Raw genomic sequence first — 14,197 nt, 5'->3', positions numbered from 1 at the left:
AGGGCCCGGCCTCGGTGTGCCGGTGGTCAGGCGGCTACCCGGTCGTGCAGACGGTGCCGTTGAGGGTGAAGACGGCTGGGAGGACGTTCGGGCCGTTGTAGTTGCCGACGTAGCCGAGCGTCGCCGTCGCGCCGGTGGGCAGGGGCGGGTTGGCGGGGTCGTTGACGATCTTGACGTCCGGGCCGGTCTGCGTCCAGACGCCGCCCCAGCCGCTGCCCAGGCTCTGCCATGGCCTGGGCCAGGCGAAGTTCAGGGTCCAGCCGGCGAGCGGCGCGCCGTTGTTGGTGACGGCGATCGCGCCGACGTACCCGTTGCCCCAGTCGTTCTGGTCGGTGAGCTTCACCGTGCAGGAGCTGGAGGCGGGCGTGCCGGTGGTGAACGTCAGCGGCGGGGAGGCCCAGGAGACGGCGCCGCCCGCGTCCCGGGCGATCACGTTGATCATGTAACGGGTGCCCGGCCTGAGGTTGCCGGCCGTGAGAGAGGTTCCGGCGGTCTCGCCGAGCTGCTCGCTGACGGCTCCGACCTGGCGGTGCACCTCGTACTTCACGATCGGACGCCGGCCGGGCGCGGCGGCGGGCCAGGAGACCGTGGCGGCCTTGTCCGTGACGTTCGAGGCGGCCGGCTGCCCGGGGGCGCCCGGCAGGCCGGTCTGGACGGAGGACGGGTGCACGACGACCGTGGTGAGCGACAGCGGCGGCAGCGTCTGGCTGGTGGCGCTGCCTGCGGCCGAGGTGGTGATGCTCGTCGCGCCGTTGGTGTGGCTCAGCACGGTCGGCGTCGCGGAGGCCGGGCTGAAGCCCGCGTAGCCGATCGTGACCGGGTAGGACGTCGTGGACGAGATGTTGATCAGCAGGACCGCCAGGTCGCCATCCAGACGGCGGGCGGCGTGCGCCACCACCTTCGGCTGGTCGGTGGCGGCGCGGACGAACTGGTCGCCGGGCCTCGCGAACCTGCTCATCATCTGCAGCGCGTAGTACGGCGCGAAGGGGGTGTTCAGCGGCGGCTCGCAGACCGAGCCGTCGGAGGTGCAGGCCGCGCTCGACAGCAGGCCGAAGTCGCCGTAGTCGGTGTGCCCCTCGACCTGGGTGACGGCGCCGATCCCATTGTGGACGTTCCACCAGTCGACCGTGAACACCCCGCCCGCCAGCAGCGTCGCGTAAGCGTCGGCGGCGGCGAGCGCGCCCGGCTGCGTGTTCGTGCCGTTGCTGCTCGAGCCGGTGTTGAACTCGGTCATCGCGATCCCGATGCGCTCGGACCCGGGCCCGGCGTACGCGGCGATCTGCTCGCGGGTGAGGTGGATCATGTCCTCGACGTGGCCGGTCCTGTCGAGGGCGCCCGGGTACCAGTGCAGGATCACGAAGTCGATCTTCGATCCGGCGGTGGACAGGACCACCTTGTTCCAGGTGCCGTCGTCGCCGCCGGCGACCAGCCCGTCCGGCCAGTTGGCGGTGGTGGTGAGCACCGCGCCGATCTTGATGGTCGGGTCGGCGGCCTTCATCGCGTCGGCGTAGGCGACGACCTCCCGCGCGTACTGGGCCGGGCTCTTGTCGGCGTGGTCGTCCGCCTCCCACGCCGAGCCGTAGTGGCCGTTGCCGTAGTTCTCGTTGCCGATCTCCCAGAGCTTGACCCCGTACCCCTTCACGACGTTGGCCTGGCGAACCCAGGCCGCGGCCTCCTCGGCGGAGCCGGTGCCGTAGTTCGCGGTCACCATCGGCTGGGCCCCGGCGCGACGCGCCCCGCGCATGAAGGTGTCGAAGTCGGTGCCGGGGGCGACGTAGCCGCCGGGAGCGGTGTGGTCGGCCCAGTGGTAGATGTCGGAGTAGGAGCCGCCCGGATAGGCGGCCTCCCGAAGGCCTCGCCCATCACAGCAGGGAGTGGGACGGCGAGCGCACCGGGACGGGCGGGATCCGCCGCAGGCACTCCTGGCCGGAGACGCGCCCCCGGCGGATGAACCGGGTCTCCAGGGAGATCACGCAGGCGGCGGCCCTGTCGTCCTGCTCGGCTACGTGACCGGCGCTCGGCACCTCCAGCAGCCGGGCGTGCCGGTACGGCCGGGCCGCGAGCACCCCCTCCTCCGTCGGGGTACCGGTGTCCAGCTCGCCGGACAGGACGAGCACCGGCACGTCCGGCAGCCGGTCGAGGCGGGGCAGGGGCCGCGCCCGTACGCCCGGCCACCCGATGCACAGGTCGCCGAGGTCGGCGATGCCGTCGATCCAGGCGGCGGGACGGAACGGGCGGAAGTCGCGGCGGTCCACGCGCGCGAGCGCCGCCTCGTACTGCCGGGCCCGAACGGCCAGGGACGCCCTCCGGTCCCACAGCACCGGGTTGTCGTTGCAGGAGACGGTGAGGAACATCGGCACGCTGAACGTGCCGCCGCCCGAGAAACCGCTGATCGGCCGCACCTGCTCGGCCAGCGCCACCAGCGGCCCCGCGTCCCCGTGAACGGCCTCGCGCAGGGCCGCGGGCAGGCGCCCGAACAGCTCGGCATGACCGGAGGCGAGCTTGTACACGGTGCCCGCGAGGGCGGTCTCGTCCAGCACGGCGCGGCGGCTCCCGTACCGCAGGGGGCGTTCGTCCAGGCGCTCGGCAACCACCGCCAGGTCGTCCAGCACGTCCCTTCCGTCGCACACGCCCCCCGAGCGGTCGCAGAGGAGGCGGACCGCCCTGCGCATGGCCCGCGCCGCCGGGCGGCCGAGCATGTCGACGCGGGTCGGGTAGGCGCTGGACAGGACGACCGAGCTGACGTGCCGCGGGTGCCGGGCCGCGTAGACGGTCATGAGCTGCGTGCCGTACGACTGGCCGAGCAGGTCGAGGCGGTCGATGCCGAGACGGGCGCGGACGTCGTCGATGTCGTCCGCGACGGCGGCCGTGGTGTAGTACGCGCGCCGGGGGCCGATCTCCCGGGCGCAGGCGGCGGCCGCCGCCACCGCGCGCGCCCGCGAGGCGTGCAGGTCGGATCCGCGCGCCGAGCGGCAGGTCAGCGGGTCCGACTCGCCGACGCCCCGGGGGTCCACCAGCAGCAGATCGTACGTGGCGAGCAGGTCACGGTACTTGCCCGCGTAGTCCCGGTGCCCGATCACCGCGAGGCCCGGCCCGCCGGGATTGGGAAGCAACGTCCCTTCCGCCGGACGAGACCGGTCCCGCCGGTAGACGAGCCGGAACGCCACACTCGTCGTCCCCGCCCCTGGATGCTCCCGATCCAACGGCACCCGCATCCGCCCGCACACCGCCCCGGCCGGGCAGTCCTGGCCGGCGTCAACGACGCGCGGGCCGTGACCGGCCCGGCCAGGGCCGAGGCGGTGAACGGGGGCGTTACGGGCTTGCGCGGCGTCGACAAGCCCGAGGCCGCGAACGGAGCTGTTGTGAACTTGGGCAGCGTGGACAGGCCCGAGGCCGCGAACAGAGGTGTTGCGGGCTTGAGCGGCACGGACAAGGCCGAGGTCGTGAACGTGGGCGGCGTGGGCTTGGGCGGGCGGCGTCGGCAGGATCACGACGCCGGCCACCAGCCCCACCAGAACGGCTCTCACTTCGCGCATACGCCGATCCTCCGCCGGGACGCGCCCCTCCCCCGCCCCGACGCCCGGACCCGTACGGCAAGAACGCACAATCAACGCCCACCCGTTACGTCCGGCGCCTGCGGCCGGCGGGGTGTCCGCCGGGCCGCAGGCGAATGGCGCTCAGGCCATTTCCGGGAAGTCCGTCTCCGTGGTCCCGATGCTCCGGGTGATCTCCGGGCGGGCGATCCGCAGGTAGGCGTACCAGGCCGCCGCGATGGCCACCACTCCGAAGAACGCCAGCACGACGGCGTCGAGCGGCCAGGTCGGCCACGGCACCACGTTGGCGTAGAACACGTAGGCCATGCCGACGACCGAGATCACCACGCACGGCCAGATGAGCGCGAGGCGGACGCCTTCACGACGCAGGAAGATCGGCGCGGCGACGGCCACGACGGCGTAGGCGATCATGTATCCGTAGGTGCCGAACGTGTCGACGTTGATCAGGATCTCGTTGCCGTCCACGCCTCCCGCGTACATCACCGCGGTGGTGAGCACGGCGAGCGGCGCGAACGCGAGGATCGCCCGGTGCGGCGTCTGCTGGGTGCGGTGGGTACGGCCGAACGAGCGAGGGAGGACGCCCTCCTTGCCCATCACGAACACGATGCGGCCGACCACTCCGCGCGGAGATGCGGATTCCCCAGACGGTGAACAGCGTGGCGAGACCGCCGATGACGACCGCGAGCAGCACGTTCCAGACGGTGCCCCGCGCCGGAAGCCCGATCCCGTCCAGGAAGGCGTTGAAGTGGACGACGGCACCGCTGAGCGAGCCGGACGCGATGCCCAGGCATCCGATGATCAGGGTGATCCCCGTGATGTACGCGCCGAAAGGTCCCGTGCCCTGGGCGGCGTAGTTGTAGAGGGAACCGGCCGAGGCGCGGCGCTTGGCGAACTGCGCGATGCAGTACCCGACCGCGAGGATCACGACGGTGGCGAGCGCGAACGACAGCCACGAGGCGTTGCCCGCGCCGGCGTAGATGGCCGCGACGGTGAAGGCGATCACCGCGCTGGGCGCGATGTTCGCGATGGCCTGGGCGACGACCTCGCCGCTGGACATCGCGCCCCGCTTGAGGCCATGGTCGTGGAGTTCGCCGGGGCGAGCGCTGGTCTGAGTCATGTTCGGGGGGCTCCTCAGGGGATCAGGAGGGTGCGGAGGGCTTCGCCACTGGCCAGCTCGTCCAGTGCGTTGGGGGCCTCGTCGAGGGACGCGCGGCGGCTGACGAGCTGGTCGAGCCGCAGTTGACCGTCCATGTACCGGTCGACGAGCGCGGGGATGTCCACGGCCGGCCGTACGCTGCCGTAGTTGGAGCCCAGGATCCGCTGGTCGGCCTCGGCCAGCACGAGCGGGTCGAAACGGGCCGCGGTGTCCTTGGGCGGCAGTCCGACCGCGACGGCCGCGCCGCCGAGGCCGAGCGGGCACGTCCCACTCACCCCGCCGGACGTGCAGGTCGGACCCGCAGACGCCCGCCGCGGCGATCCTGACCCGCACCTCCCCCGGTCCAGGGGCCGCGAGCTCGACCTCCTCGACGCGCACCGGCTGGTCGGCGGACTGGAACACTGCGGCACGCATGCGACTCCCTTGGGAAGTGGACGGCGCACGCCGGGGAACAGCGTCTGGTCACCCGGCGTTACGAATACGTCATGCATGGTAGGTTCGCCGTTTACCTGCGGATATATGGCGAAATGTCCATTCGTTCGCGGACGGGACGCCGAACTGCTACATGCCGCCACGGGGGCGGCGGGTGGCACGGTATAGCGGACCTCCCGGAAAGGAGCAGCGCATGCTGGAGACCGTGGCGGACGTCGCCCAGCGGTTCCGGCTGCCGCTGCGCACCGGGCCCGACGGCACCGACCGGCCGATCCGCTGGACGCACATCTCCGACCTGGCCGACCCCACCCCCTGGCTTCGCGGCGGCGAACTGCTCCTCTCGCTGGGACTCCAGCTGGATCCCGCCGACTCCGAACAGCTCGACCTGTACGTGCGGCGGCTGGCGGACGCCGGGATCGCCGCGCTGGCCTTCGGCACCGGGGCACGCCACGAAACCGTCCCCGCCGCGCTGGTGGACAGCGCGCGCAGGCACCACCTCCCCGTGCTCGAAATCCCCGGAAGCGTGGCCTTCCAGGACATCACGTACCAGCTCAACGCCGACCTCCTGCGCACAGGCACGGCTGAGTCCAGGCTGGTCGCCGAAAGCATCTCCGCGATGACCCAGGTGGCGCGCAGCGCGGGCGCCCAAGGCGTGATCACCACACTGGCCGGCCGCATCGACAGCTGGGCCGTGCTCATGGACCGGCACGGGGCGGTGCACGCCGCCGTCGGAGCCGCCCGGGTGCACATCGACGACGCGCGGGCGGCGGCACTCGGCCAGCGCTCCCGGATCCGGCACCCCGACCTCATCGTGCACGCCGTGGGCGACCCCGTGCATCCCCGCGCGCACCTCGTGGTCGCCGCCCGGCCCGACCGCAAGAGCCTCACCCGCGAGCTGGCCCAGCACGCCGCCGTCCTGCTCGACCTCGCCCTGCACCCGCTCAGCGGCGGCGACGTGTGGGGCCTGGCCCGCGCCGACGCGGTGGACGTCCTGCTCAGCGGCGACGCCGCGTCATCGAGCGGGTCGCGGGCCGGTGGAGCGTGCCGGCGGGCGACATCGCGGTGGCACTGCTGCGCTCCCGATCCCGCGCGGTGCCACTCGCCGAGTACGTCCTCGAATGGTGCGACGAGCTCGACCTGCCACCGCTGATCAGCGAGGAGTCCTCGGTGGTGACCGTACTCGTCCCGGCCGACGAGCTGCCCCGATGGAAGCGCCGGGTGAGCCACGCGGTGGAGCACGAGAGCGTGCCCGCCCGCTGCGGCCTCGGCTCACCTCAGCCGATCACCGGCTGCTCGCTCAGCCGCCAGCAGGCAGAGCAGGCGCTGGAGGTGGCGGTGGCCGACGCGTCGCCGATGATCGAGTTCTCCGCCCTCTCCACCAGCCGGCTCATCCTGCATCACCTGGACGCCGCGGCACGCGCCGCGCTCACCTCTCCGCTGCTTCCCTTGTTGCAGAACGACACGACCCGTGGCCTGCTCCGCTCCCTGCGGGTCTTCCTCAGCGAGAACGCCGGCTGGGAGACGGCCGCCTCACAGCTCGGCATCCACCGGCACACGTTGCGCCAGCGCATGGCCCGCGTCGAAGAGCTCACCGGTCTGTCGATCTCCAGCGCCGAGGACCGCGTCATCACCTGGCTCGCCCTCCAGGCCCTCCAGTCCGACCACGTCATCTGACTCCCCCGGTCCGGCGCACGAGCATCAGGTCCACGCTGTCGTCGAGCAGGGCGGTGATCGCGAGACGCCTGAGGTCATGTGGCGTTATCGGCCCAATCCGGCGGCGCGCCGGAGAACGGCTACTGTGTGAGCCGTCGCCGCGCCTCAGACAGCCGGCCATACGCCTCGGCTGTCTGATCTGGTGCGCGCCGGATCAGCGCGTCCAGGACCAGGTCGACCATGTGGGTCGAGGTGAGGGTCTCGCCGAGGTTCCCGGATGGCGAGAAGGGTGCCCAGAGCGAGACCTTGACCCTGCTGGCCAGGACGGGGCCGAGGGTGTCGGAGACGAGCACCACCGGGACGTCGAGCTCGGTGCACCGGTCGAGCAGCACCTCCATGTCACGGTGAAGACGTCCAGGTGCGATCAGTACCAATCCGTCGCCGGATCGCACCTGCAGCACGGCGTCCGCGAAGGAGAATCCGGTCCCACGCACCGAGCGCGCCACGACCCCGACTCGTCCGAGCCGCAGTGCGAGATAGTCGGCGACCGTTGCCGACGCCCCGATGCCGTAGGTGAGGACCGTTCGTGCGTCCTCGATCACGGCGACCGCCGCGTCCAGGTCCTGCGCGTCCAGGCGGCGGTGCAGCTCCTCGATGAGACGCGTGGCCGCGACGCGTGCGTCGTCGAGGCCACGTGCCGTGCCCGTCAGGCTCTCGATCTTGGCCTGCTCTGAGGAGGGGCGGAAGCGTGCGATGTCGCGCATGAGCGCCGCCTTGAGGTCGGTGAAGCCTTGGTAGCCCAAGGCTCGCGCCGTGCGGACGACGGTGGCGTCGCTGACCTCGACTTCCCGTGCGAGGGCGCCGGCTGATGCCGCCGCGGCGTCGAACGGGTTGGTGGCCAGGTATGTCGCGACGTGCCGCTCGGACGACCTGAGCGAGGTCAGGGCGGCGGACACGCGCTGGGCGACGCTCATGGTGCCGTCGGGGTCAAGCTCGGACCAGACGATCGCTTTCGGTTCAGGCATGGGTCAAGTCTCGTACCTGATGTGACCCTTGACGCACTCGAATCGCGCCGATACTCTCCCGATACTCCCCAGATGTTGCATTCACAACATCAAGTTGTAAGTGTAACATCGCCGCTTCGTTCGAGGCGGCGACATTGTCGCCGCAGTCGCCATCCTGCGACTCCGGCGCTGAAAAGAGGTACCCACGATGTTTTCTGTGGTCCGTCCTGCGTCACGCGCCGCCCTCGCCGCCGCGGCCGTGACGCTCACGCTAACGCTCACGGCCTGCAGCTCCGACTCGTCGATCAAAAGGTCCGAGTCCGGCGCCGACAGCGACTTCACGACCGTCGAGTACGCCGGCAAGGCCACCGGTCCCATCGACTCCTTCTCGTGGGCTCTCTACGCCGAGCCCTCCACCCTCGACTGGGTGCACAGCAACACGTACCCGCAGAACACCGTGCTCTCCAACGCGTGCGAGGGGCTGCTCCGGCTCAACCCGGACCTGAGCACCTCGCCGGCCCTGGCCGAGTCGGTCGAGCAGCCCGACGGCAAGACGTACGTGTACAAGATCCGCAGTGGCGTCAAGTTCCACGACGGCGCTCCGCTGACGGCCGCCGGCTACGTCGACTCCAAGGCGTACGTCGAGTCGAAGGGCGAGGGCTACGGCAGTCCGTCCGGGCTGGTCGACTGCACGGGCCCGTTCGAGCTCTCGTCGTGGGACCAGGGCTCGGCGATCACCCTCAGCGCCTACGACGGCTACTGGGACCACGACCTGACCCCGAAGGCGAAGCAGGTCGTCTTCAAGTTCTACGAGGACGCGTCCGCCCGCGTCACGGCTCTGCGCACCGGTGAGATCGACGGCAACTTCTTCATCACGCCGTCGGGCACCGAGACCCTCAAGGACACCGGCGCAGGGAAGCTCTACTACGGCAAGAACCCGACGGTCCGTTCGCTGATGACCTGGCACCTGGACGGCCCGCTCGCCGACCCGCGCATCCGTCAGGCGCTGAGCATGGCGATCGACCGTCAGAACGTCATCGAGGCCGCCTTCAACGGCGCCGCCACGCCGGCCAAGTCGCCGGTCTCGCCCGACGCGTACTCCTACGCCGAGAACGTCTACAAGGCGGCCTACGACGCCATGCCGCCGTCCGACCCCGACATCAAGGCCGCGAAGAAGCTCGTCGAGGAGGCGGGCGCGCCGTCGGAGCCGATCGTGGTCGCAAGCTCACCGGCCGACCCATCCTACAACCTGACCGCACTCGCGGTCCAGGCGGCGGGCCAGGCCATCGGACTCCACGTCGAGATCAAGACCCTGCCGATCCAACAGTACAACGGCCTGTTCAACGACAAGGAGGCACGCAAGGACATCGACCTCTACTCGACCACGTGGAACCTCGATATCCCTGACCCGCTGGAGTTCTTCGGCCTCTACGCCTACCCCGGGAAGTACAACAACTACAACGGGTTCGACGACCCGGAGTATGTGAAGACGGCGCAGCAAGCGATGGCCGCGACCGACGAGAACACCCGTGCGGAGCTGACCGTCCGACTGCAGAAGCAGTTCGTCGACCAGACGTTGTGGATCCCGCTCTTCAACGTGCCGGTCACGGTCTTCCAGAGCAACAAGATCGCCGGCACCCCGACCGGCATCTCCTACATGGCGGGCCCGTGGGCGGCCTACGTGGGCGCGGCCAAGTAGGCACAGCGTACCCAGAGGTCACCACCGAGTTTCCACGCGCCACATGAGAGAGGCGACCCGCTGATGCCCGTTCTGAGATGGACCATACCCAGGATCATCCAACTGGTCCTGACCTTGCTGGTCGCCTCTCTCGTGGTCTACGGAAGTGTCTTCCTGGTCCCCGGTGACCCGGCGACGCTTCTCGGTGGCGGAAAGGCGCTCTCGCCCGAGGCGCTCGCCGTCATCCGTGAGCGCTACGGGCTCGACGACGGGTTCCTCACGCAGTACTGGCACTGGCTGACAGGACTCTTCAGCGGCGACCTCGGCCAATCGGCGCAGTACCGGCAACCGGTGTCCGCGATCATCGAGTCGCGGGTGGCGACCACGGTGGAACTCGTGCTCCTCGCCGGCCTCCTGGTGGTCGTTCTGGGCATCGGAGCCGGCGCGATCGCCGCCCTGCGCGGCAAGCGCGTCGACGACGCGATCACCTTCGGAGTCACGATTCTCGCCGCCGTGCCGAGCTTCGTAGCCGCCATCGTCCTCATCTTCCTCTTCTCGGTACAGCTCGAGTGGTTGCCCTCCGGCGGCGACGGCGAGGGGTTCGTGGGCACGTTGTCTCATCTCCTGCTGCCCGCGATCGCACTCGCGGTCTCGTTCATGGCGGTCGTCGCCCGGATCTCACGCAGCGCGATGCGCAGGGAGATGGTCCGCGAGCACGTCGAACTGGCTCGGAGTAGGGGCCTGCCCAACGGTCTGGTCGTCCGGCGGCACATCCTGTGGAACGCGCTGCCCCCGATCTCGACGGTCGTGGCGATGGTCCTCGCCGGGCTGATCGGTGGGACGACGATCGTCGAGTCCGCGTTCGGCCTGCACGGACTGGGCTCGTTGCTCGTGAACTCCGTCCAGTCCAAGGACTTCCCGATCGTCCAGGCCGTCGTCCTGATGATGGTCGCCGCCTTCGTGGTCGCCAACACCCTGGCCGACCTGCTCGCACTGATCATCAACCCCAAGGCCCGGAAAGGCGCCGGACTGTGAACACCGCGATACTCCCTGGGAAGAAGGACCCGCCACGTCGCCGTCGGCCGTCGGACTCACCCTTCACGTGGGGGTTCTGGGTTGCGCTCGGCTTTATCGTCCTCGTTGTCCTCGCCGCCGCCACGGCGCGTTGGAGCGCACCGCACGACCCGCTCCAGCTCGATCTGCTGGACACGCTCGCGCCGCCGTCCGGTGCCCATCTCCTCGGCACCGACGAGGGGGGCCGCGACACCTTGTCTCGGCTGCTCTGGGGTGCTCAGACGGGTCTGTTCGGCCCGCTCGCCGTGGTCGCGATCTCGCTCGTGGCCGGAGTTCCGCTGGGACTCCTGGCAGCGGGCCGGGGTGGCATCGTCGACCTCGCGGTCTCGCGGATGACCGACCTGGTGTTGGCGTTCCCGGTGCTGCTCCTCTCGATCCTGGCCGTCGCGCTGTACGGCGCCGGCTTTCTCACCACGGTGGTCGCGCTGGGTGTGGCGTTCGTGCCCTCGGTCATCCGGCTCACCCGGTCTCTCGCCTCGACCGAGAAGAACCGGGAGTACATCAACGCCTACAGGTCCCTGGGTTTCGGACCACTGCGGATCTACGGGCTGCACATCCTGCCCAACATCCTCGGCGTCATCCTCGCCCACGCCGTCGTGCACTTCGGCTACGCGCTCACCGACCTGGCCGTCCTCTCGTTCCTCGGCTTCGGCGTCCAGGCGCCGGACTCCGACTGGGGGCTGATGGTGCACGAGGGGCAGCAGGCGTTGCTCCAGGGCTCGCCCTGGCAATCGATGATCTCCGGCGGCGTGATCGTCGCCACCGTCCTTGCTTTCAACGTCGTCGGGCTCAGGCTCGCGGACGCGGTCGGAAAGGAGGACCTGGTGTGACCGAGCCGCTGTTCGAGGTCGAAGACCTCACGATGACCCTTCGCGCCGGTCACGGCAAGACCATCCTGCGGTCCGTGTCCGTCGGCGCGTCCGCCGGCGAGGCGATCGGGCTGATCGGGGAGTCGGGTGCCGGCAAGTCGACGACCGCCCGCGCGCTTCTCGGTATGACGCCTCCCGAGGCGGCCGTCCACGGGACGGTCCGGGTGCTGGGAACCGACGTGCTCTCTCTACGGCGCTCGCGGCTCCAGCGCTTCCGCGCGGAGAACGTCGCCCTCATCGCCCAGGACCCTCGCGCGAGCGTGAACCCGATGCACGGCATCGAGGTCTTCCTGACAGAGGCCATGCGGGCCAACAGGAACCTGTCCAAGGCGGAGGCCCGGCGCCGAGCCGCGGCGGCTCTCGAGCAGGTCGGTCTCGACCCGGAGAAGGTGCTCCGCAGCTACCCTCACGAGGTATCCGGCGGCCTGCAGCGGGTCGTCATCGCCGCCGCCGTGGCCGTCGAGCCGCGTCTGCTGATCGCCGACGAGCCTTCGACCGCACTCGACGTCGCCTCGCAGGCGACCGTGATCTCGCTCCTGCGACGCGTCGCGCGACGCAGCGGCGCCGGACTTGTGCTCGTCACGCACAACATCGAGGTCGCGGCGTCCGTCTGCGACCGGCTCGTGGTGATGCGCGCCGGCTCGGTCGTCGAGACCGGGACGACCGACCAGGTCCTGCGCCGGCCGCTGGCCGAGTACACCCGAGCGCTGATCGAGGCGACGAGGGCGGTCAGCGGTGCGACCGACCGTGACGACTTCCCCGGGAACGCGACGGAGAGTGCCCATGCCTGAGCTGATGAAGGTCGAGGGCTTGCGGAAAACCTTCCCGCTACCTACGCCGGCTGCCGACGGCCGGCGATCTTTCGTCGCCGTCGACGGCGTCAGCTTCGCGGTGGCACGGCCCGGAAGGACGATCGCGATCGTCGGGGAGTCCGGTTCCGGGAAGAGCACGGTCGCCCGGATGCTCACCGGTCTGGAGCGACCCGACTCGGGGCGGATCCACTTCGAGGGCCGGCCCGTCGAGCCGTGGCGGAGACGTCGTGCGGACCGGTTCGAGTACGCGCGGCGTGTGCAGATGGTGTTCCAGGATCCCTACCTCTCGCTCGATCCGCGACTCACCCCCCGGCAATGCCTCGACGAGGTCCTGCGCGTTCACGGAACGGGATCGAAGCACGTCAGAAGCGACCGGGTGGCTGAGCTCGGTGAGTCCGTCGGGTTGCGTCCCGAACTGCTCGACTCGATGCCGCGACAGCTCTCGGGCGGTGAGCGTCAGCGTGTGGCGATAGCCCGGGCCCTGGCGGTGGAGCCGTCGCTGCTGATCCTGGACGAGGCGGTCTCCGCACTCGACGTCTCCACGCAGTGGCTGGTCCTCCAGCTGATCAACCGTCTGCGTCGTGAGCTCGATCTCTCCTATGTGTTCGTCACGCACGACCTCGGCGTCGCCCGCCTCATGGGCGCGCACGTCCTGGTGATGCGCCGGGGTCTCGTGGTCGAGGAGGGGCCGTCCGCCCAGGTCTTCGACAACCCACAGCACCCGTACACCCAGCTCTTGATCCGATCCATCCCAGGCGACGGGTGGAACCCCGACGCCGTACACCCCGAGGAAGTCACCCAGTGAACCACCCGCGTCCCGTGCCCGTCTTTCTGCACGACATCGACGCCGACTTCGAGATCCCGGTCTTCACGATCTCGTCGGCGTCGGCGTTCGAGCGCGGGGAGCAGTACGGCACCCAGGCGCGCGCGCAGATCGACGCCTCCATCGCGTGCTATTCGCGGCTGTTCTCCATCAGTCACGGTCTCGATTGGAGCGAGGTCGCGGAGCGCGCCCTCATCTGGGAGCCGATCGTCGGCAAGTACGACGCCGACATCGCCGACGAGATCCGCGGAATCGCCCACGGAGCCGGTCGCGAGCTCGGCGAGATCCTCGCTCTCAACGCGCGCGGCGAGATGGTCTACGCCCAGTTCCTGAAGGCGGAGGGCTGCACCTCGTTCGCACTTCTCGCCGACGGAAACGCATCGGGCCACGCCTTCGCCGGGCAGAACTGGGACTGGCGGATGCTGTCGAAGGACTCCCGCGTGATCCTGCGCATCGAGCAGCCTCCCAAGCCGACCATCACGATGGTGGTCGAGGCGGGACAGGTCGGCCGCCATGGCGCGAACTCGGCAGGGCTCGCGGTCTTCGCCAACGGACTGCCTGCGAAGGCGAGCGAGTTGGGGGTCCCACAGGCCCTCATCCGGCGCAAGGTCCTCGACCAGCACCGTTTCGACCGTGCCCTCGAGGTCGTGCTCGGAGCGGAGCAGCAGATTCCGGCGAACGTACTCATCGCCCACCGCGACTTCGCGATCGACGTCGAGACGACGCCGACGGAGCACCGCTGGGAGTATCCGCAGGATGGGGTGATCGCCCACGCGAACCACTTCGAGTACTTCCAAGGGGCCGAGTACCAGCCGCGGCTGGGGGCGGACTCGCTTTACCGCGGTTACCTGATGAGGCAATCCCTCAACCGGCTGCGCTCGGAGTCCGACGTCGGCGCCGTCCTGCGCGGTATCGGCACCGCCTTCGCCAACAAGTTCGGGCACCCCAACTCCATCGCTGCGCATCCCGACCCTGACGAGCCCGAGCACCTGCAGTGGGGCACGCTTTCGTCGTCGATCGTCGACCTGACGGAGGGGACGTGGTACATCACGGACGGTCCGGCGGACACGCGTGCGTACCGCCGCCTCGGCTGGAGCGTGTTCGATGAGCGCATCTGAGCAGAGGCCGCGTTGGCCGGAGGG

14 protein-coding genes and 2 pseudogenes are annotated in these 14,197 nt (G+C 70.1%); 9 read left to right on the top strand and 7 right to left on the bottom strand.

What is annotated here, in order from left to right; all coding sequences use genetic code 11:
* Positions 1 to 34: 34 nt before the first annotated feature.
* The 4 genes and pseudogenes from AB0M95_RS18340 to AB0M95_RS18325 form a co-directional block, all read right to left on the bottom strand.
* A complete protein-coding gene (locus AB0M95_RS18340) occupies positions 35 to 1,744 on the bottom strand; it encodes a cellulose binding domain-containing protein (RefSeq protein ID WP_363765625.1) in 1,710 nt (569 codons plus the stop codon).
* Between the two features lie 118 nt (positions 1,745 to 1,862).
* Positions 1,863 to 3,536: an alpha/beta fold hydrolase gene (locus AB0M95_RS18335; protein ID WP_363765622.1), complete on the bottom strand. Its 1,674-nt coding sequence runs from the start codon at positions 3,534 to 3,536 to the stop codon at positions 1,863 to 1,865.
* A gap of 141 nt (positions 3,537 to 3,677) precedes the next feature.
* Positions 3,678 to 4,172, bottom strand: coding sequence for a hypothetical protein (locus AB0M95_RS18330; protein ID WP_363765761.1), 495 nt, complete (start codon positions 4,170 to 4,172; stop codon positions 3,678 to 3,680).
* Between the two features lie 121 nt (positions 4,173 to 4,293).
* Positions 4,294 to 4,536, bottom strand: a pseudogene (locus AB0M95_RS18325) (hypothetical protein); the annotation flags it as partial.
* Between AB0M95_RS18325 and AB0M95_RS18320 the strand changes: the two are divergent.
* A complete protein-coding gene (locus AB0M95_RS18320; protein ID WP_363765759.1) occupies positions 4,532 to 4,666 on the top strand; it encodes a hypothetical protein in 135 nt (44 codons plus the stop codon). The pseudogene AB0M95_RS18325 and the gene AB0M95_RS18320 sit on opposite strands and share 5 nt — an antisense overlap.
* A gap of 19 nt (positions 4,667 to 4,685) precedes the next feature.
* Here the strand turns inward: AB0M95_RS18320 and AB0M95_RS18315 are convergent, their stop codons facing one another.
* Both AB0M95_RS18315 and AB0M95_RS18310 read right to left on the bottom strand, forming a co-directional pair.
* Entirely contained in the window at positions 4,686 to 4,985 is a 300-nt protein-coding gene (locus tag AB0M95_RS18315; RefSeq protein ID WP_363765757.1) for a hypothetical protein, read from the bottom strand.
* 19 nt (positions 4,986 to 5,004) lie between these two features.
* A pseudogene (locus AB0M95_RS18310) lies at positions 5,005 to 5,124 on the bottom strand (alcohol dehydrogenase); the annotation flags it as partial.
* Between the two features lie 211 nt (positions 5,125 to 5,335).
* Here AB0M95_RS18310 and AB0M95_RS18305 point away from each other — a divergent pair.
* Entirely contained in the window at positions 5,336 to 6,292 is a 957-nt protein-coding gene (locus tag AB0M95_RS18305; RefSeq protein ID WP_363765619.1) for a PucR family transcriptional regulator ligand-binding domain-containing protein, read from the top strand.
* Positions 6,235 to 6,816 carry a helix-turn-helix domain-containing protein gene (locus AB0M95_RS18300; RefSeq protein ID WP_363765616.1) on the top strand — a complete coding sequence of 194 codons (582 nt, stop codon included), beginning with the start codon at positions 6,235 to 6,237 and terminating at the stop codon, positions 6,814 to 6,816. The genes AB0M95_RS18305 and AB0M95_RS18300 overlap by 58 nt, the downstream gene beginning before the upstream one ends.
* Positions 6,817 to 6,935: 119 nt before the next feature.
* Here AB0M95_RS18300 and AB0M95_RS18295 read toward each other — a convergent pair whose 3' ends face one another.
* Positions 6,936 to 7,820, bottom strand: coding sequence for a MurR/RpiR family transcriptional regulator (locus tag AB0M95_RS18295; RefSeq protein WP_358513727.1), 885 nt, complete (start codon positions 7,818 to 7,820; stop codon positions 6,936 to 6,938).
* A 196-nt stretch (positions 7,821 to 8,016) separates the two neighbouring features.
* Here AB0M95_RS18295 and AB0M95_RS18290 point away from each other — a divergent pair, with 196 nt between their 5' ends.
* The 6 genes from AB0M95_RS18290 (at position 8,017) to AB0M95_RS18265 (ending at position 14,173) form a co-directional block, all read left to right on the top strand.
* A complete protein-coding gene (locus tag AB0M95_RS18290; RefSeq protein ID WP_363765613.1) occupies positions 8,017 to 9,498 on the top strand; it encodes an ABC transporter substrate-binding protein in 1,482 nt (493 codons plus the stop codon).
* Positions 9,499 to 9,561: 63 nt separating this feature from the next.
* Positions 9,562 to 10,512, top strand: coding sequence for an ABC transporter permease (locus AB0M95_RS18285; RefSeq protein WP_363765610.1), 951 nt, complete (start codon positions 9,562 to 9,564; stop codon positions 10,510 to 10,512).
* On the top strand, positions 10,509 to 11,381 hold the full coding sequence (locus tag AB0M95_RS18280; RefSeq protein WP_363765607.1) for an ABC transporter permease: 873 nt from the start codon (positions 10,509 to 10,511) through the stop codon (positions 11,379 to 11,381). Before AB0M95_RS18285 ends, AB0M95_RS18280 begins: the two co-directional genes overlap by 4 nt.
* Positions 11,378 to 12,211 carry an ABC transporter ATP-binding protein gene (locus AB0M95_RS18275; RefSeq protein WP_363765604.1) on the top strand — a complete coding sequence of 278 codons (834 nt, stop codon included), beginning with the start codon at positions 11,378 to 11,380 and terminating at the stop codon, positions 12,209 to 12,211. Before AB0M95_RS18280 ends, AB0M95_RS18275 begins: the two co-directional genes overlap by 4 nt.
* Positions 12,204 to 13,037: an ATP-binding cassette domain-containing protein gene (locus AB0M95_RS18270; RefSeq protein ID WP_363765601.1), complete on the top strand. Its 834-nt coding sequence runs from the start codon at positions 12,204 to 12,206 to the stop codon at positions 13,035 to 13,037. Before AB0M95_RS18275 ends, AB0M95_RS18270 begins: the two co-directional genes overlap by 8 nt.
* Positions 13,034 to 14,173, top strand: a complete 1,140-nt coding sequence (locus AB0M95_RS18265; RefSeq protein WP_363765598.1) for a C45 family peptidase — start codon at positions 13,034 to 13,036, stop codon at positions 14,171 to 14,173. The genes AB0M95_RS18270 and AB0M95_RS18265 overlap by 4 nt, the downstream gene beginning before the upstream one ends.
* Positions 14,174 to 14,197 lie beyond the last annotated feature (24 nt).

Origin of the sequence: Sphaerisporangium sp. NPDC051017, from assembly GCF_040683095.1 — a bacterium.
Lineage (GTDB): Bacteria > Actinomycetota > Actinomycetes > Streptosporangiales > Streptosporangiaceae > Sphaerisporangium.
The sequence above is the reverse complement of the archived record's forward strand: the minus strand, read 5'-3'. Positions and strand labels throughout refer to the sequence as shown.

Coding starts and splice junctions, on each gene's coding strand:
- AB0M95_RS18305 (WP_363765619.1), top strand. CDS start 5,336: ATGCTGGAGACCGTGGCGGACGTCGCCCAGCGGTTCCGGCTGCCGCTG.
- AB0M95_RS18285 (WP_363765610.1), top strand. CDS start 9,562: ATGCCCGTTCTGAGATGGACCATACCCAGGATCATCCAACTGGTCCTG.
- AB0M95_RS18320 (WP_363765759.1), top strand. CDS start 4,532: ATGGCCGCGACGGTGAAGGCGATCACCGCGCTGGGCGCGATGTTCGCG.
- AB0M95_RS18335 (WP_363765622.1), bottom strand. CDS start 3,536: ATGCGCGAAGTGAGAGCCGTTCTGGTGGGGCTGGTGGCCGGCGTCGTG.
- AB0M95_RS18340 (WP_363765625.1), bottom strand. CDS start 1,744: ATGCGCGGGGCGCGTCGCGCCGGGGCCCAGCCGATGGTGACCGCGAAC.
- AB0M95_RS18295 (WP_358513727.1), bottom strand. CDS start 7,820: ATGCCTGAACCGAAAGCGATCGTCTGGTCCGAGCTTGACCCCGACGGC.
- AB0M95_RS18270 (WP_363765601.1), top strand. CDS start 12,204: ATGCCTGAGCTGATGAAGGTCGAGGGCTTGCGGAAAACCTTCCCGCTA.